This window comes from Priestia sp. 40, from assembly GCF_049368575.1.
GTDB classification, from domain to species: Bacteria; Bacillota; Bacilli; order Bacillales; family Bacillaceae_H; genus Priestia; species Priestia zanthoxyli.
In genome coordinates this window covers 493,072-509,476 of record NZ_JBMPZA010000005.1, presented here as the reverse complement: position 1 = coordinate 509,476, position 16,405 = coordinate 493,072, and the positions used below count along the sequence as shown (strand labels likewise).

The following is a 16,405-nucleotide window of genomic DNA, read 5'->3' as shown; positions in this document are numbered from 1 at the left end:
CATATATACGAAGCGATAAAATCTCTTTATTGCTTCCTTTTTTACTATAAAAGACTGAAAATTCACAAAAAGGAGAGTGGTTGTATGACAATTACTCAGCCGGTTTTTGCCACCATGCTGCTGCTTGCTTTAATCGCATTAGGAGAAGTGATTTCAATTATGACGCGGGCTCGAGTGCCGATGCTACTCGTAACGTTGATTGGCTTTCTTGTGTTAATTTGGACGGATATTTTTCCGAAGAATATTGTAGAGACTTCATCCTTTAATCAAATTGGAATGCTGCTTGTTACTCCGCTTGTTGTCCATTTGGGTACGTTAATTCCGTTAAAGCAAATGCTTCAGCAGTATAAAGCTGTATTGATTGCTTTAACAGGTACATTGTTTGCAGTGGTGCTGGTACTTCCTGTAATTACTTTTGTTTTTGGTTACGAAACGGCTGTATCCGGCGTGGGTCCTTTAGTTGGAGGAATTGTCGCATTTATCATTACGTCCACTGAATTAAAAGAGGCTGGTTTTAGTTACTTAGTTGTTATTCCAGCGCTTGTTTTATCGCTTCATAAATTGTTTGGAATGCCTGCAGCTACTTTCTTTCTGCGAAAATACGCGCTGATACTGCGAGATCAAATGGACCAGGACAGAGAAACGGCTGCTAGCCTAGAGGCAGTGCTTCCAGATGAAAAGCCGGTCGTTCTTGAAAAATCCCCGGTCAAAAAATATCAGTTTAACACAGCAAATATTCTATTGTTTAAACTGTTTGTGGGTGGAGCGCTTGCTATTGTTCTTGAACAAGTGACGGGATTGCACAATACGGTTTGGTGTTTAATTATTGGTGTACTTGGAAGAAGTATAAAGGTTTATGATGAAAGCATGATGGACAAAGCAAAAGCATCAAGCGTAGCTATGCTTGGAGCTATCTTTATTGTAATTGCCTCCATGAGCGAAGTGAAGTTCAGCCAATTCATTCACTTTATCCCTCAGATTTTACTCATCATTGTCATTGGACTAATTGGTATTTTACTTGGAAGCTATCTTTGTTCCAAGCTATTAAAATGGCATCCGTATCAAGGAATGTCGCTCGCATTGACCGCCATGTTTGGGTTCCCGGCAGATTATATTTTGTGTCAAGAAGTTAGCCGAAGTATTGGACGAACAGAGGAAGAACAGCAGCTCTTGCTTGAAAAGCTGTCGCCTCCTATGCTGATTGGCGGGTTTACAACGGTCACTATAGCATCTGTTGTCATTGCCAGCTTCTTAGTCAAAACACTTTAGTACATAAAGGAGAGTACGGATATGAAAAAAACAGCTAGTTTTGAAGAAATTGTTGAAAGCCAAAAAGAAGAATATATTCAGCGTTTGTTTACACTGCTCCGTCAAAAAAGCATTAGCACTCAAAACGTCGGGATTAAAGAGTGTGCTCATTTAGTCAAAAGTATGATGCAAGAGATAGGAATCCAAGCACGGTTGATTGAAACAGAAGGTCACCCAGTTGTCTATGGAGAGCTAATCACGGATCCAAAAGCATTTACGCTTTTACTTTACGGTCATTATGACGTTCAGCCACCTGATCCGTTAGAAGACTGGCTGTCCCCCCCGTTTGAACCGACGATTAGAGACGGAAGGATTTACGGGCGCGGAGCAGGAGACAATAAAGGCCAGCTCATGGCTCAGCTTCTAGGCGTACAAACGTATAGAAACACAGAAGGAGAGCTGCCGATTAACCTCAAATTTGTATTTGAAGGAGAAGAAGAAAAAGGAAGCGTCAATCTTGCGTCATTCGTAAAAAATCATAAAGAGCTCCTTCAAACGGACCTCGTCTATACGGCTGACGGTTCCTCTCACAGCAGCGAATCACCTCTTATTCTACTAGGAGTAAGAGGGATGCTTTCCATTGAACTAGAAACAAAAGGGGCGGATTGGGACAACCATTCAGGGAACACGGGAAACATTGTTCCTAATCCGGCTTGGAAGCTTATAGATTTGCTACAAACAATGCGAAGCCGAGACGGACAAGTGTTAATTGACGGTTTTTACGATCATATTCGCTTGCCTTCTGAACATGAAAAGACCTTATTAAAGAACCTGCCGTTTGATCGAAAGGACGTTGGAGAAAAAATTGGCTACAAAGAGTTAACAATGCATGGAGAAACGTATTATCATAAACTGACCATGGAGCCAACGTTTAATATCTCGGGTATTCATAGCGGCTATGCAGGAGAAGGAACAAAAACGATTGTTCCTTCAGCAGCCAAGGTGAAAATGGATATTCGTTTGGTTGTTGATCAAGACCCAATGGACATTTATGCTAAAATATCTCGTCACGTAAAGCAAGTGGATCCAAGCGTCAACGTGACATATCTAGGCTCTATGATGCCGTCTCGAACGTCCGCTGACTTAGACGTTATAAAAGTGGTAACAAACGCTGTACGAAAAGCTTATGAAAAAGAGCCGCTTATTCAGCCTAGTCTTGGAGGATCGCTTCCTGATTACGTATGGACAAACCTATTAAAAGCACCGTCTATTATTGTCCCATATGCAAATTTCGATCAGCGAAATCATTCGCCTAACGAAAATATAAAAATAGAGAACTTTTTAAAGGGTATTATGTGTACATGTCATGTAATTAAAGAGCTCAGTGAAATGAAGTGAAAAAACCTCAGTGACTGCAAATGCAGTTATTGAGGTTTTTTAAGCTGTTTTTGTTTCTTTATTTACTGCGCATTCACTTTTTCAGCTTGCCAGTAATACTCGCTGAACACATCTGAAAAGGCTTTGACGGTATTTGTGAGTTCTTCCATATTGTTATCGACGCCGCCTACTTCAATTAAAATGGAGCGGTCGGATAAGTCTTGATTATATAGCCCGTTATTGCCGCTTGTTTTCTTTTTGCTTAACACTCCGCGGCTAAGGCCTGGATATTTTTCCTCTAGCTTTTCATGAAGCGCTTTAGCCATTTTAACGTTTTCATCAAATTTTGGGTTCGCTTCACCTAATACAATCATCATTTTAGCGTATGATTTGCCGTTGATAGAAGCCGTTGTTTTTTCTTGGCGCAGTGAATCTCGATGAATATCAATTAAATAATCGACGTCTTTGTTTTGCTGAAGAGCCGTTTCCACCACGCTGCGAGACATCATATAGGCTCGTCCTGTACCCCAGCCTTTTTCATTCAGCTTTTGCGTCATATTAGTTGTATCTACTTCCGAACCGATTCCGTCTGCTTTTAATTCCATTCCTAGCATTTGACCAACGAGCGTGATGTTGGTTTTGTTATCAACTGCTTTATTTTCGTTCGCTTCACCTTGCATACCAAGTAAAGGAAAATAAGATTCCCAGCTGTGCGTATGGTAGATGTATACAACTTTTTTATCGCCTGTGCTTTGCTTGGCCTGTGTTTGAGACTGTTTTTTACTTTCTTCGTACGTTTTGCTTTCAGCAGGATCTAAATCACGTTCTCCTGAAATGCTTTCGAGCGGAGGAGCTGATTCATGAGGAATGGTTGTATAATCCGTTCCTTCACCGGCTAATAGAATATGAGAATCAAAAATAGAAAAGCCGGGCAGTTCTGATCCAAATAGACTTCTTGTATCTGCCACGCGAATGTTCGTCGCCAGCTGCAGAGCGACAGAAGAGAGAGGAGGCGGAGAGAAATCTTCTTCAAAGGCATGAGAGAAATGATGGTTTTCCGTATGCATGAAGTAGAACAAGCTTTGGGCCTTATAATTTGATAGTGCTTGATAGACAACGTTCGAGCGCAGCGTATGCTGAAGAGTTGAATACGTGACGGTAAAAATAGCGGCAGATGTTAAGAGAACAAATAGTATAGCGATAATTAATGATTTATAAGAAAGAATCCAAAAAAGCTTTTTAGGCTTTTCAGTGAACTTGTTTTTCATAGAGTAAGCCTCCTCTAATAAAATTTTGAAATCAGCGGATGAAAACTCTAAGAGGAGAATGTTATGTATCTACTATTTACTCTATTAAAAAGAAATAGAAATATGATAGAAACCACGATATTTAACACAACATAAAAAAGTTTATATTCGGGCATACTGTAAAAAAACGGTGCGTATTGGAGCTGGTTAGATGAACGACTCATGGGTTTATCATCATTTTATTAATACACTTTTATTTCCTTTAGCAATGTTTGGCGTGGCATTTTGTTTGCTGGGGCTGTTGCTGTACATGCTGTGGAAAGAAAAGCAAAAAGAAGGACCAAAAGAAAACAAGAGCTCTTAAATAAGAGCTCTTGTTTTGTCGAACATTCAGTTAGAAAAAGGGAGATTCACTTTCTCTAAGAACTCTATTCGGTTGTCAAAAGGATCAGCCACGTAAATTCTTTCGACGCCGGGAATGTTTTGGTCTTCTATAAAAGAAATACCGAAGCTAGTCAGATGATCTTTGAACGCAGGTAGATTTTTAACGTGAAAGCCTGGATGCGCTTTTTTTGCAGGTGAAAAGGCAGTTTCCACACCAATATGCAGCTGATAAGAACCAAATTCAAACCACACGCCGCCGCGCTTTTTTAGACTTTCCGGCTTTTCGACTTCTGTTAATCCAAGAACAGTTCCGAAAAAGTGTCGTGCTTCGCTTTCTGAGTTCGGTGGTGCTGCTAGCTGAATATGATCAATATGCGTCAGTGTAAAAGTCATAAACATTCCTCCTTAAATAGTAGAGTACTAGTTAAGTTTACGTGATGTATATCTGTAAATAAATGATAAAAAGTTGATGTGTTTTATAAGAAAAACTTATTATTTTATATACATATAACACCAAATGAGGTATATTTTATTTTGTTGTTATTTAAGAGAATTGGAGATTAATATGGAATATCACTATACGTTAACCAAAGATGATTACGTAGCTTTTAACATGCATCACGCTCAACATTCGGAAAGAGTACAAAAAGTGCTGAGAGTTCAGCGATGGATGTCGCTTATTTTTCTTTTTATTCCTTTGCTTGTTTCGTGGATTGAAGGAGAGTTTTTAGTTGGCATGTTCGCAGCGTTTGTACTGCTTGCGGTGCTGTGGTTTTTATTTTATCCAAAGTATTTTTACGGCAGTATTAAAAAGAACATTATAAAGGTGATGAATGAAGAAGGTAACAGCAGTCTGACGGGTGAGCATACTATAATGGTTACGGAAGATGGCTTGGTAGAGAAAAGTTCAAAAGGAGAAGTGAAGACTCCTTGGTCAAGCATCACTCAAATTAGAGAAACCGATGAACATATCTTTATTCTTGTTAGCGCAATGAGCGGATATGTTATTCCTATAAACACATTTGCAGATGTAAAAGCGCTACAGCAGTTTAAAGAAACGCTGAATGCTGCAAGAGACGAAAAAACAGGCTGAGTAGTAAATAATAATGTAAAAAAACGCCCTCCTAGATACTTTTCTAAGAGGGCGTTTTTTTAACAGCAGTCCCAGTTATACAAAACATCTTTAAAGTTACGGTTGCGAAGGTCTTTTTCTTTAATAAAGAAATTTGCCACTCCTGCATCGCCAAACATAATTTCCGCTTCGTCGTCCATGGCAAATTGAAGAAGCAAAACATTGTATGCTCGCAGCGCTTCATCGTAGTCCCTTGGATCAGTTTGAGTGAAAAAAGCGTATCCGCCCATTTTATGATACTCGCCCGTCACTTCATCCCAGTAGATTTCTTCCGTTTCTTCATCGTCAAAAAAACCTGGTTCTACAGCGTTATAGCGATAGTCAGTAGGGGAAACGGGTTCGCTTCTTATTTCAAACTGTAAGCCCACTTCTTGAGGAATAGGAAACATATCTCGGTCAATGTCTTCAAGATACGAAAAATCGGTTGTTAACTTTTTTTCGTCAGTTATTACGTCTTCATAAAAAACGACGCGAAAGTCTTTTTGAGACGTGGGTTGGTCAAAATCCAGACCATACACATCACCGGTGTTTTTGTTATCAGCTCCGCAAATGAAAAATTGAAGCATGCCTTGAGAAGGCATATTTTCATAGGGAGGCACGTCAGAAAAATTGATTTGTGCCATCATTAACATAGGCTTGCCCTCGGAGTCGAGAGGATGATTTGCTTCTAGAGGCAGGTAAGGGTTGCCGCCGAACTTGCTTTCATATAATTTTGGACTGTTCATAACCGTATGGATGTGGATGTAAGGCTTACATGTTTTTTCGATTTCTGTTCGGTAAGGTTCTAGCTTAGGAGGCAGTTCTAATTTTGATAGAGGATTCATGTGTATTCTCCTTTTTGTTTGGAATTAAAAAGAACGTTTGTTCGTATTTTGATTTTACCTTAATACATACTGAAAGGGAAGAGAAATCGTATAAAAAAATCCCTTTGCAGAAGCATCTGCAAAGGGTACAAAGAAATGATAGCGTTTTCATTATGATACTTACTGAATAGATGGCTTATTTAGAAAAGAATCCTTTTAAAGCAAATGCGACGTTTTGCGGTCTTTCGGCTAAGCGGCGCATAAAGTAGCCAAACCAGTCGTTGCCAAATGGAACGTATACGCGCATTGTATAGCCTTCTTTTGCAAGGCTAAGCTGCATATCTGTTCGGAATCCGTACAGCATTTGAAACTCAAACTGCGTGCGCGGGATGTTGTTTTTGTGAGCGAACTCTTTTACTTTTGCAATAATATTGTGGTCGTGAGATGCAATAGCCGTGTATGTTCCGCTAAGCAGATGCTCTTCAATAATTCGCATATAGTTCTCATCAATTTGGGCTTTGTCTTGAAACGCCACGGTTGGTGATTCTTGATACGCGCCTTTTACCAATCGAAGAGGAACTCCTTTTAGCTCTTTTACGTCTTGTTCAGCGCGGAACAGGTAAGCTTGAATAACTGTTCCGACATTATCATAGGTCTCGCGAAGCTCTCGTAAAATATCTAGCGTCATTTGACAGTGAGCGTAGTCTTCCATGTCGATTCGGACAAAGTTATCGTATTTTTTCGCCGTTTCAACAATACGGCGCATGTTCTCAACGCAAAAACTGCGGTCAATATCTAAACCAAGCTGCGTCATTTTTACGGATAAGTTACATGTTACACCGGCTTGGCCCATAGCTTCCAGCGTTCTGACGTTATATTGAGTTGCTTCGATAGCTTCTTCTCTGCTTGAAACAAATTCCCCTAAATGATCAAGCGTACAGACAAGTCCTTTTTCATTCAGTTCTTGCACTTTTTTAATCGCATGTTCAATTGTGTCGCCAGCTACCACTTGAGCTGCACCAAAGCGAAGACCCCATTTTTTCGCCGCTTTGTTTAGCGCTTTATTTTGGGAAGCGTGAAGAAACACATTTTTAGATACCTCTGCTAACATAAATATCTCCCCCTATAGAAAAAATCCCTTGTTGTTTTAAGATAGAGCAGCCTAGGGCTGCTCTACTGAGTATTAAAGCGTTGTGCTTGTTGTTTTTGCTTGTAAGTGCAGAATTAAGTAATCAGGACCGCCAGCTTTTGAATCTGTTCCTGACATGTTAAATCCGCCAAACGGCTGGTACCCAACGATGGCACCTGTACAACCGCGGTTGAAGTAAAGGTTTCCAACGTGGAACTCTTCTTTCGCACGCTCAATGTGCTCAGGCGTATTTGAAAGAAGGGCACCTGTTAAACCGTAGTCAGTATTGTTCGCAATTTCCATCATATGATCAAAGTCGCGCGCTTTGCAGAATGCTACGACTGGGCCGAAGATTTCTTCTTGCATTAAACGTGCTTTTTCATCTACATCTGCAATGATCGTAGGCTGGATGAAGTAGCCTTTTGAATCATCTGCTTCTCCGCCCGTCATTAAACGGCCTTCTTCTTTACCGATTTCAATGTACTTTGTAATTTTGTTGAAAGAAGCCTGATCAATAACAGGTCCCATATACGTATTTACATCTTCAGGGCTGCCCATTGTTAATGTTTTTGTGAGCGCAACTGCTTTTTCAAGAACGATATCGTATACGTCTTGGTGAACAACCGCACGAGAACCTGCTGAACACTTTTGTCCAGAGAAGCCAAATGCTGAATACACAATAGAAGAAGCAGCTAAATCTAAATCAGCATCTTTATCTACAACGACCGTGTCTTTACCACCCATTTCAGCAATAACGCGCTTTAGCCAAATTTGACCAGGCTGTACTTTTGCTGCGCGTTCATAGATGCGGCAGCCTACTTCACGCGAGCCTGTAAATGAAACAAAGCGTGTTTTTGGATGATCTACTAAATAGTCGCCAATTTCGCTTCCGCTTCCCGGCACGTAGTTCAGTACGCCGTCTGGAAGGCCGGCTTCTTTCATTACTTCTACAAATTTTGCTGCGATAACCGGCGTGTTGTTTGCTGGTTTTAATAGAACTGTATTTCCTGCTACGATCGCTGCAGCAGCTGTTCCAGCCATGATCGCTAGCGGGAAGTTAAACGGTGAAATAATAACGCCGACACCAAGCGGAATGTAATTAAATTTATTTTCTTCACCTTCGCGGCTCTCAACAGGCGCGCCGTCTTTTAGCTGCACCATTTGGCGAGCGTAGTATTCAAGGAAGTCAATTGCTTCTGCTGTATCAGCATCTGCTTCTTTCCACGGCTTTCCTGCTTCTTTTACAAGATAAGCGGAAAATTCATGCTTGCGGCGGCGAATAATGTCCGCTGCGCGGAAAAGAATATCTGCTCGTGCTTCAGCTGCTTCTTTTTTCCACGTATTAAAGGTAGAAAGTGCAGCTTGCATTGCTTTTTCAGCCAAGTCTTGATTTGCTTTTGACACGCGTCCGATAACTTCTGCTTTATTTGCTGGGTTAATAGACTGGATTTGATCTTCTGTTGTAATGAATTCTCCGCCAATTACAAGAGGATAGTCCTTTCCAAGCTCTGATTGTACAAGTTCTAATGCAGATTCAAACGCATCTTTGTTTTCAGCAACCGTAAAGTCCGTGAAAGGCTCGTGTTTGTATTGTTTGATTTCGTTAATATTCATTGTGTTCATTTTCATTACCCCTTTTTTAGAAAATTGACAACATAATTAATATTCCAACACCCTATACCTGTATTATAATCACCTTATTCTCGTTTTGTACATAGTTTTTTAACAAAAATGTTCAAATTTTTTTAAAATAAACACTTTTGTTTAAAAAGCCAATAAATCGATGTTTTTTATAGTGATTTTGAACAAACAGAAAAGAAAGAGACATAAGCAATTAATTGAAAAGATGTTTTGAAGTAAAGAATTACGATAAAGGAAAGAGTTTATCGGTAGTAAGTTAAAATACTTTTCAGATCAAAAAACAATAGACAAAGTTGTTCAAAATAAATTATCATATAATTCGAAAAGTAATTTTTGTCGAATGAAGCTAGCTTTTGCTTCGAGTGAAGGCTTCATTTGAATGCGCAGATAGAGGGAGGGTAGGAAAACAGCAGTTATTTGTCCATTATATTGTAAGGGCTTACATATTTAACGCGCGATGCGAAGAACGTGTAATTCTTTAAATGACGGTTTCTATGAGGAGGATTTTAACATGAGTCATCAACCGCCTGAGTTAAAAAAAGAATTAAAAATTCGACACATAACCATGATTTCTTTAGGAGGAATCATTGGTGCCGGTTTGTTCATTGGAAGCGGATCGCTCATTAACGCAGCGGGTCCTGGTTCCATTTTTTCGTACGCGTTTGCCGGTTTGCTGGTGATTTTAGTTATGCGAATGCTGGGGGAAATGTCTACGGCTAATCCTTCAAGCGGCTCGTTCGCCACATATGCTAGAGAAGCGCTTGGACCGTGGGCTGGCTACACAATCGGCTGGCTGTACTGGTTTTTCTGGGTAATTGTTATTGCAGTTGAAGCGATTGCGGGTTCAACGATTATTCAATATTGGTTTCCGTCTTTACCGTCTTGGGGCGTGAGTCTGATCCTGACGTTTTTACTAACTTTAACGAACTTATACTCTGTTAAATCATTTGGTGAATTTGAATACTGGTTTTCGCTTATTAAAGTAGTTAGTTTAGTGCTGTTTTTACTTTTAGGAGGAGCGATCATCCTCGGTTTAATACCGGGAGTAGAGTCTCCGGGGGCATCGAACCTTCTTCATAGAGGAGGATTCCTTCCAAACGGAATCAGCTCCGTCTTTTTAGGAGTGGCGATTGTGATGTTTTCTTTTATGGGAACCGAAATTGTCGCAACAGCGGCTGGAGAATCGGCTCAGCCTGAGCGAGCGATCACCATCGCAACAAATACCGTTATTTATCGTATTTTAATTTTTTATCTTGGGTCGATTTTAATTTTAGTGACCATTCTTCCGTGGGATTCTTCAAGCTTGATGAAAAGTCCGTTCGTTTCGATATTAGAGCTGGTAAACGTTCCGGCAGCGGCTCAAATCATGAACTTTATCGTACTGACTGCCGTTTTGTCTTGCTTAAATTCAGGTCTATACACGAGTTCTCGTATGCTTTACTCAATGGCGCAAAAAGGAGACGCGCCGCGCATGTTTTTGAAAGTGAATAAAAAAGGCATTCCGTTTAATGCCATTGTAGGATGTACCGTGATTTCTTACATCAGCGTTGGTTTTAACTATCTTTCACCTGATAAAATCTTTTTATTTTTAGTAAACGCATCGGGAGGCGTAGCGCTTCTTGTGTACCTTGTTATTGCTTTTTCACAGCTTCGCATGAGAAAGAAATACGAAAAAGAGAAGCCGGAAGCATTAAAAATCAGAATGTGGCTGTTTCCTTATTTAACGTATGGAACGATTGCGGCAATCACAAGTATCTTTATTGCGATGGCATTTATTGATTCACTTCGCACTCAGTTTTATCTCACGCTGCTGATTGCTGTATTTGTGGTATGTTCGTACTTCTTTATGAAAAAGAAAAAAGATGATAGTTCCCTATCAGGACAGGGGAATAAAAGAATTTCTTAATAGAAGAGAAAATCATCACGAGGGGCTAGGGGGAAGTAAATTGGCAAACAAAGAGTTAAAAAGAGGGCTTGAATCTCGTCATATCCAAATGATTGCTCTTGGAGGAACGATTGGGGTAGGGTTATTCATGGGTTCAGCAAGCACCATTAAATGGACGGGGCCATCCGTCCTGCTTGCGTATGCTATTTGCGGCGTTTTTATTTTCTTTATTATGCGTGCAATGGGGGAGATGCTTTATTTAGAGCCAAGTACGGGTTCGTTTGCGACATTTGGTCATAAATATATTCATCCGTTAGCTGGTTATATCACGGCTTGGAGCAACTGGTTTCAATGGGTGATTGTCGGCATGGCAGAGATTATTGCAGTCGGAGCTTATATGCAGTACTGGTTCCCGCATTTACCGGCGTGGGTTCCGGGAATTGTCGCCATGGTCATTCTCGGTGGGGCCAATTTAATTTCGGTAAAATCGTTTGGAGAGTTTGAATTTTGGTTTGCAATGATTAAAATTGTTACGATTGTTCTCATGATTATTGCTGGTCTTGGCCTTATTTTCTTCGGTCTTGGAAACGGCGGCGAAGCGCTTGGACTGTCGAATTTGTGGGCAAACGGCGGTTTCTTTACAGGCGGATGGTCAGGCTTTTTCTTTGCCCTGTCGCTTGTTATTGCTGCCTATCAAGGAGTAGAGCTTATTGGAATTACAGCAGGAGAAGCAAAAGATCCTAAAAAAACGTTAACAAGTGCAATTCAAAGCTTAATTTGGCGTATTTTAATTTTTTATATCGGCGCCATCTTTGTGATTGTAACGGTGTATCCATGGAACGAGCTGGATTCGCTTGGCAGTCCGTTTGTTTCTACGTTTGCTAAAGTAGGAATTACGGCAGCCGCGGGCATTATTAACTTTGTGGTCATCACAGCGGCTATGTCTGGATGTAACAGCGGGATTTTCAGCGCAGGACGCATGCTTTATACATTAGGCGTAAACGGACAGGCGCCAGCGTTTTTTACAAAGGTTTCTCGAAACGGTGTACCTATTTATAGTACCGTTGCGGTAATGATTGGGTTAGCTGCGGGCGTTGTCTTAAACTATATTGCTCCGCCAAACGTTTTTGTGTACGTGTACAGTGCGAGCGTGCTTCCAGGTATGATTCCGTGGTTTGTAATTCTTATCAGTCAAATTCGTTTTCGAAAAGCAAAAGGAGCGGCGATGGACCAACATCCATTTAAAATGCCTTTTGCTCCTGTGACGAACTACGTAACCATCGCGTTTTTATTTATGGTGCTTGTAGGCATGTGGTTTAATGATGAAACGCGCATATCGCTGATTGTCGGCATTATCTTTTTAGCTATTGTCGTGCTGAGCTACTATGTACTAGGTATCGGTAAGCGCACGGAAGTACGGTCTTCTGAAAGACGTAAGCTAGTGAAATAAATGATTTTGTAAGAGAGGCTGAAAAGCATTTTCTTCTTTTATTAACGAGGTGCATGGCAAGAAGGAAAAAGAAAAAAGAAAAAACCAGAGTCAAAAGGGCGTGTTCAGGCATAAGATAATCCAACTCAAGTGAAATGCAAGCGGCGTTTTTCTTGAGGAAAGAGTAATTAAAGAAAAGGAAGTGTTCTTATGTCTGGAAACCCTGGATATGGTCATGGATCTGGTTTTGCTTTATTAGTTGTATTATTTATTTTATTAGTGATCATCGGCTGCAGCTGCTACGGCGGAGGCTTGGGCTGGTAATTCACTCATTTAAAAAGCCCTATAAGGGCTTTTTCTATGCTTATAAATAACGTTTTTTCCCGTTTTGATAAATGTTGACATGAAAACCGTTTACTTCGCTCATAAAGATTTTAGAAGGAAAGTCTGCTGCTTTGACAGATGATGTGATTTCGACAGTTTGATACGTTTTTGGTTCCAACTTAACAGTATGAAGCTTAGGCTTATTCATCATCACTAAAAAAGGGGTATCTTCTTTAAAATAGGAGCGCTCATCCAGTGCTACTTCAAACGTAATAGGTTTTGAACTGTGATTTTCAAATGAAAGGTCACAGGTACCCGTTAATACGGTTTCTTTTTTATTTCTCTCAAATGTACAAATGCTATTTTCCACATCGTAAGAAACGGCATATATACCTGGTAATACGGTCTTTTGCATCGCTTCAACCATATGACCAGGACCCGATATGACAATAAATGCAGCTAAAATCATTAGTTTTAAACGATGGCGATTCAAACTTTTGTAAAGGGCAAAAAGACCAAGTAAAAGTATAATTCCCCACGCATTGCTGGCATATTGAATTCCCGTCATTGTTTCTTCATCTCCATAGAGGAGAAGACCTAAAAAAGAAAAGACAGAATGACTGAGCGGAGTTGAATTAGGAAAAGGGATGTTTAAAATAAAAGCAGCTAGTAAAAAGGTGAGTCCTTTTATCAAAAATGATCGTTCACGAATCATGTTGTTCCTCCTTAGCTATAAATCACGTATCATTATATACTATTATTATCTTATTTTGTAATTAATGGTTATTTCGCTACGCGTGGAGGGAAGATGAATGAAAACTTTTTTATTAGTTAGGCATTGTGAAGCAGAAGGGCAAGAAGCAAAAGCATCACTGACGGAACAAGGCATACAGCAAGCTCAGCAGTTAATGGATTATTTGAACAAGCTGAGTTATCCCATTGATAAAATTATTTCAAGTCCGTACAAACGAGCCGTTCAAACAATTGAACCTTATGCAAAAGATACCGGTCTGCCTCTTCATATAGATACAAGGATAGAAGAAAGGCGTTTAAGCGGAAAGCCTCTTTTCAACTGGATAGAAGTATTGAAAAGAACTTTTCATGACATAGACTTTAAGGTAGACGGAGGAGAATCGACCAAAGAAGCCACGGTACGTGCTTTAGAACTGTTTAAAGAAGTAATGAACGAAAAACAGAAAACGACTCTGTTTGTTACGCACGGCAATTTGATGACATTAATCCTTAGACATTTTGATCCGAGGTTTGGATTTAATGAGTGGTCATGTTTAACGAACCCTGATGTGTACCGAATTGATCTTGAAAAGAAGAACGTTTCCATTACAAGGCTCTGGAATGAGAAGAAAATAAATTGATTAGATACAAGATTTTTTTGAAGATAATAAATTTTGCTCGATTTAAAAGCTTTATACAGCATTATGGTTTACGATTTTTGTTAGCATTAAAGCTTTCACAGTGCCGTTTAGCAGATACATAATGAATATAAAATCTGTCTTAGAACAGAAACTTGCTATTTCTAAATTGATATGTTACACTAAGGTTAATTATTTTTGTTCGGTATGAAATTGAAAGAAGAGAAATATTCTTCAAAAGAAATTTTTATCTGGAAATAGTACGATTGAGCAAGGGTAGTAATATATGCGTGGATTAATTCCACCACTGGAGGAAATAGTATGACTGAAGGTACAGTAAAATGGTTTAATGCAGAAAAAGGTTTCGGTTTCATCGAAATTGAAGGCGGAGAAGATGTATTCGTACATTTCAGCGCAATTCAAGGCGACGGATTCAAATCTTTAGATGAAGGTCAAAAAGTGACTTTCGACATCGAGCAAGGTCAACGCGGTGCACAAGCTGCTAACGTTGTAAAAGCATAATTTTATGCAATCCAAAAAAGACTCCGACTTTGGACGGGGTCTTTTTTTATTGTAGCAAACACGCAGGTAACGGAGGAATACTTATGAGTAAAGCAAAAGGTAAAGGCGGCACGGGGCGAGGCACCGGCAAAAAAGGGTGGAACCGCTGGCAGGCGAGTGCAAAAAAGAAGAAAAATGCAAAGCCTTATAAAAGCAAAGGAACAAAAAATGCTGATAAGCCAGAAGGCAACTAATCCTATATGCGCAGTATCATCTGCAACTTCGACTTACTCTGCTTGAGTAAGTTTATTTCATATGGAAGTATTTTTTTATTGCTTTTTTTACAGTTTGCTGTCACTATATGAAATAATAAAGTGATTTGTGTGAATTTTCTATAAAAATTGATTTTTTTTGCAAACACTTTCATATTTCGACAACCTTTTTGATTTTTATCGGTTATACTTCTTTATAATAGATTATAGAAAGATGCAGGGGAGCATAAAGTGAGAGAGGAAAGCAACAGTTTACTCTGTACGCTTTTTACGTTTCTGGACCGTATTGCAGTAGCGTCGTAACAAGTAGATCATGCATCAGTTTAGAACACATCAAAACTCAACTAAGTGTAACGGGGGGATATGAGTGAGCGTAGGCATCGTAATTGAAAAAGTTCAAAATTATGCTATGTTAGAAGATCATGTTTTGGTTGAAATGGTTCACAGCGGAGACGAAAAATCATTAGAGTATTTAATCAACAAGTATCAAAATCTTGTGAGGGGTAAAGCAAGAAAATACTTTTTGATTGGCGCTGAAAAAGAAGATATTGTCCAAGAAGGAATGATTGGACTATACAAAGCAATTCGCGACTTTAATGAAGACAAGCTAACATCTTTTAAAGGTTTTGCGGAGTTATGTATCACAAGACAAATTATTACGGCGATTAAAACGGCTACTCGTCAAAAGCACGGTCCGTTAAATTCGTACATTTCATTGGACAAGCCTCTGTATGATGAAGAATCAAACTATACGCTGATGGATATGATTCCTGGCGATCAAATTGCTAATCCGGAAGCGGTGCTGATTCATCAAGAAAAAGTGGAAGACCGCGAGTTAAAAATTGCGGAAACACTTAGTGAATTGGAAAGAAAAGCATTGACGCTGTATATGGACGGCCATTCATACGCTGAAATTTCGAAAGAATTAAATACGCACGTTAAGTCAATTGACAACGCGCTGCAGCGTATCAAAAGAAAGCTAGGTCGCGACGTAGAAAGCAGACAAGCTATTTCATAATAGGCAAAAAACAGCCGGACCTCAAAGGGGTTTCGGCTCTTTTTCACGGTCTTTTAAAATGTCTTGAATGATTTCAATATGAACAGAAGCCCACGATTGTTCACGGAAATGAAGAAACACGCTTGGAATGAGAATAAAAACATACAGCACGACAAAAATAATCCAAAGCCAGCTGCCGTCTTTAAATAAAAATTGCTGCAGCCGCTGCGAAAATAAAAAAAAGAGCCAGGGCAAGGCAGAAACAAGGATAGGGATGACGCCGGAGCCGTTTTTTTCTTTGGTCATTCGGTAATACACTTTTCGTAAAATAGCGCTGTCGAGCGTAAGGTAAAGCTGCCGAATTTCTTCCATTTCCGCTAATTCATCAATATCTTCTGCGTTTTGGTTTTGATGAGCCGCTTTTTTCAGTTTAAGGTAGACTTTATGAGCATCGCCGCGCAGTGAAAACATATACCAGCCTCCCGCATATTGTTTCGTCTTCTTTAACAGAGTTTGCAGGTGCATGTAAATATATACAAAAAGTTTCGTGATACGAAAGAATAAGAAAATGGGAGTGAAAGCGTAAATCATTAGTAGAAAGTAAGAGAAAACAGCTGGTTTTCGATCTTTTTGAACGCCTTTACACATCAACTAGTAGCACATATA

18 protein-coding genes are annotated in these 16,405 nt (G+C 39.7%); 11 read left to right on the top strand and 7 right to left on the bottom strand.

What is annotated here, in order from left to right; translation table 11 throughout:
- Positions 1-84 precede the first annotated feature (84 nt).
- Positions 85-1,269 carry a hypothetical protein gene (locus tag ACO1DI_RS03710; RefSeq protein WP_182421258.1) on the top strand — a complete coding sequence of 395 codons (1,185 nt, stop codon included), beginning with the start codon at positions 85-87 and terminating at the stop codon, positions 1,267-1,269.
- A 21-nt stretch (positions 1,270-1,290) separates the two neighbouring features.
- Positions 1,291-2,646 (top strand): M20/M25/M40 family metallo-hydrolase, encoded by a 1,356-nt coding sequence (locus tag ACO1DI_RS03705; RefSeq protein WP_423145105.1) that lies wholly within the window; start codon positions 1,291-1,293, stop codon positions 2,644-2,646.
- Positions 2,647-2,708: 62 nt separating this feature from the next.
- Here the strand turns inward: ACO1DI_RS03705 and spoIIP are convergent, their stop codons facing one another.
- Positions 2,709-3,893, bottom strand: coding sequence for a stage II sporulation protein P (gene spoIIP / locus ACO1DI_RS03700; RefSeq protein WP_182421256.1), 1,185 nt, complete (start codon positions 3,891-3,893; stop codon positions 2,709-2,711).
- Positions 3,894-4,083: 190 nt separating this feature from the next.
- Here spoIIP and ACO1DI_RS03695 point away from each other — a divergent pair, with 190 nt between their 5' ends.
- Positions 4,084-4,236 carry a hypothetical protein gene (locus tag ACO1DI_RS03695; RefSeq protein ID WP_014458740.1) on the top strand — a complete coding sequence of 51 codons (153 nt, stop codon included), beginning with the start codon at positions 4,084-4,086 and terminating at the stop codon, positions 4,234-4,236.
- A 26-nt stretch (positions 4,237-4,262) separates the two neighbouring features.
- On the opposite strand, the gene ACO1DI_RS03690 is transcribed toward ACO1DI_RS03695, so the two are convergent.
- Positions 4,263-4,649, bottom strand: coding sequence for a glyoxalase (locus ACO1DI_RS03690; RefSeq protein ID WP_014458741.1), 387 nt, complete (start codon positions 4,647-4,649; stop codon positions 4,263-4,265).
- Between the two features lie 172 nt (positions 4,650-4,821).
- Here ACO1DI_RS03690 and ACO1DI_RS03685 point away from each other — a divergent pair, with 172 nt between their 5' ends.
- Positions 4,822-5,349 carry a YcxB family protein gene (locus tag ACO1DI_RS03685; protein ID WP_014458742.1) on the top strand — a complete coding sequence of 176 codons (528 nt, stop codon included), beginning with the start codon at positions 4,822-4,824 and terminating at the stop codon, positions 5,347-5,349.
- 59 nt (positions 5,350-5,408) lie between these two features.
- Here ACO1DI_RS03685 and ACO1DI_RS03680 read toward each other — a convergent pair whose 3' ends face one another.
- The 3 genes from ACO1DI_RS03680 to pruA form a co-directional block, all read right to left on the bottom strand.
- Positions 5,409-6,212: a YwqG family protein gene (locus ACO1DI_RS03680; protein WP_014458743.1), complete on the bottom strand. Its 804-nt coding sequence runs from the start codon at positions 6,210-6,212 to the stop codon at positions 5,409-5,411.
- Between the two features lie 175 nt (positions 6,213-6,387).
- The gene (locus tag ACO1DI_RS03675) at positions 6,388-7,302 is read right to left on the bottom strand and encodes a proline dehydrogenase family protein (RefSeq protein WP_014458744.1); all 915 of its coding nucleotides are present in this window, start codon (positions 7,300-7,302) and stop codon (positions 6,388-6,390) included.
- 72 nt (positions 7,303-7,374) lie between these two features.
- Positions 7,375-8,943, bottom strand: coding sequence for an L-glutamate gamma-semialdehyde dehydrogenase (pruA, locus tag ACO1DI_RS03670; protein WP_014458745.1), 1,569 nt, complete (start codon positions 8,941-8,943; stop codon positions 7,375-7,377).
- Between the two features lie 529 nt (positions 8,944-9,472).
- Here pruA and ACO1DI_RS03665 point away from each other — a divergent pair.
- The 3 genes from ACO1DI_RS03665 to ACO1DI_RS03655 all read left to right on the top strand — a co-directional run bounded on the left by ACO1DI_RS03665 (position 9,473) and on the right by ACO1DI_RS03655 (position 12,599).
- A complete protein-coding gene (locus ACO1DI_RS03665) occupies positions 9,473-10,867 on the top strand; it encodes an amino acid permease (protein ID WP_013058507.1) in 1,395 nt (464 codons plus the stop codon).
- Between the two features lie 40 nt (positions 10,868-10,907).
- Positions 10,908-12,296, top strand: a complete 1,389-nt coding sequence (locus tag ACO1DI_RS03660; RefSeq protein WP_042991972.1) for an amino acid permease — start codon at positions 10,908-10,910, stop codon at positions 12,294-12,296.
- 189 nt (positions 12,297-12,485) lie between these two features.
- Complete coding sequence (locus tag ACO1DI_RS03655; protein WP_014458748.1) at positions 12,486-12,599, top strand: YjcZ family sporulation protein; 114 nt, start codon at positions 12,486-12,488, stop codon at positions 12,597-12,599.
- A 40-nt stretch (positions 12,600-12,639) separates the two neighbouring features.
- Here ACO1DI_RS03655 and ACO1DI_RS03650 read toward each other — a convergent pair whose 3' ends face one another.
- On the bottom strand, positions 12,640-13,314 hold the full coding sequence (locus tag ACO1DI_RS03650) for a hypothetical protein (protein ID WP_014458749.1): 675 nt from the start codon (positions 13,312-13,314) through the stop codon (positions 12,640-12,642).
- A gap of 97 nt (positions 13,315-13,411) precedes the next feature.
- Between ACO1DI_RS03650 and ACO1DI_RS03645 the strand changes: the two genes are divergently transcribed.
- The 4 genes from ACO1DI_RS03645 (at position 13,412) to sigH (ending at position 15,760) form a co-directional block, all read left to right on the top strand.
- Positions 13,412-13,972, top strand: coding sequence for a histidine phosphatase family protein (locus ACO1DI_RS03645; RefSeq protein WP_226701565.1), 561 nt, complete (start codon positions 13,412-13,414; stop codon positions 13,970-13,972).
- Positions 13,973-14,290: 318 nt separating this feature from the next.
- Positions 14,291-14,491 carry a cold-shock protein gene (locus tag ACO1DI_RS03640; protein WP_013058502.1) on the top strand — a complete coding sequence of 67 codons (201 nt, stop codon included), beginning with the start codon at positions 14,291-14,293 and terminating at the stop codon, positions 14,489-14,491.
- A gap of 77 nt (positions 14,492-14,568) precedes the next feature.
- Positions 14,569-14,724 carry a DUF3934 family protein gene (locus ACO1DI_RS03635; RefSeq protein ID WP_181170506.1) on the top strand — a complete coding sequence of 52 codons (156 nt, stop codon included), beginning with the start codon at positions 14,569-14,571 and terminating at the stop codon, positions 14,722-14,724.
- A gap of 385 nt (positions 14,725-15,109) precedes the next feature.
- Positions 15,110-15,760 carry an RNA polymerase sporulation sigma factor SigH gene (sigH, locus tag ACO1DI_RS03630; RefSeq protein WP_013058500.1) on the top strand — a complete coding sequence of 217 codons (651 nt, stop codon included), beginning with the start codon at positions 15,110-15,112 and terminating at the stop codon, positions 15,758-15,760.
- Between the two features lie 21 nt (positions 15,761-15,781).
- On the opposite strand, the gene ACO1DI_RS03625 is transcribed toward sigH, so the two are convergent.
- Positions 15,782-16,264 carry a hypothetical protein gene (locus tag ACO1DI_RS03625; protein ID WP_423145104.1) on the bottom strand — a complete coding sequence of 161 codons (483 nt, stop codon included), beginning with the start codon at positions 16,262-16,264 and terminating at the stop codon, positions 15,782-15,784.
- Positions 16,265-16,405: the final 141 nt, after the last annotated feature.

Coding starts and splice junctions, on each gene's coding strand:
- ACO1DI_RS03690 (WP_014458741.1), bottom strand. CDS start 4,649: ATGACTTTTACACTGACGCATATTGATCATATTCAGCTAGCAGCACCA.
- ACO1DI_RS03685 (WP_014458742.1), top strand. CDS start 4,822: ATGGAATATCACTATACGTTAACCAAAGATGATTACGTAGCTTTTAAC.
- ACO1DI_RS03665 (WP_013058507.1), top strand. CDS start 9,473: ATGAGTCATCAACCGCCTGAGTTAAAAAAAGAATTAAAAATTCGACAC.
- ACO1DI_RS03680 (WP_014458743.1), bottom strand. CDS start 6,212: ATGAATCCTCTATCAAAATTAGAACTGCCTCCTAAGCTAGAACCTTAC.
- ACO1DI_RS03705 (WP_423145105.1), top strand. CDS start 1,291: ATGAAAAAAACAGCTAGTTTTGAAGAAATTGTTGAAAGCCAAAAAGAA.
- pruA (WP_014458745.1), bottom strand. CDS start 8,943: ATGAACACAATGAATATTAACGAAATCAAACAATACAAACACGAGCCT.
- ACO1DI_RS03640 (WP_013058502.1), top strand. CDS start 14,291: ATGACTGAAGGTACAGTAAAATGGTTTAATGCAGAAAAAGGTTTCGGT.
- ACO1DI_RS03650 (WP_014458749.1), bottom strand. CDS start 13,314: ATGATTCGTGAACGATCATTTTTGATAAAAGGACTCACCTTTTTACTA.
- ACO1DI_RS03655 (WP_014458748.1), top strand. CDS start 12,486: ATGTCTGGAAACCCTGGATATGGTCATGGATCTGGTTTTGCTTTATTA.
- ACO1DI_RS03645 (WP_226701565.1), top strand. CDS start 13,412: ATGAAAACTTTTTTATTAGTTAGGCATTGTGAAGCAGAAGGGCAAGAA.
- ACO1DI_RS03710 (WP_182421258.1), top strand. CDS start 85: ATGACAATTACTCAGCCGGTTTTTGCCACCATGCTGCTGCTTGCTTTA.
- spoIIP (WP_182421256.1), bottom strand. CDS start 3,893: ATGAAAAACAAGTTCACTGAAAAGCCTAAAAAGCTTTTTTGGATTCTT.
- ACO1DI_RS03625 (WP_423145104.1), bottom strand. CDS start 16,264: ATGCACCTGCAAACTCTGTTAAAGAAGACGAAACAATATGCGGGAGGC.
- ACO1DI_RS03675 (WP_014458744.1), bottom strand. CDS start 7,302: ATGTTAGCAGAGGTATCTAAAAATGTGTTTCTTCACGCTTCCCAAAAT.
- ACO1DI_RS03695 (WP_014458740.1), top strand. CDS start 4,084: ATGAACGACTCATGGGTTTATCATCATTTTATTAATACACTTTTATTT.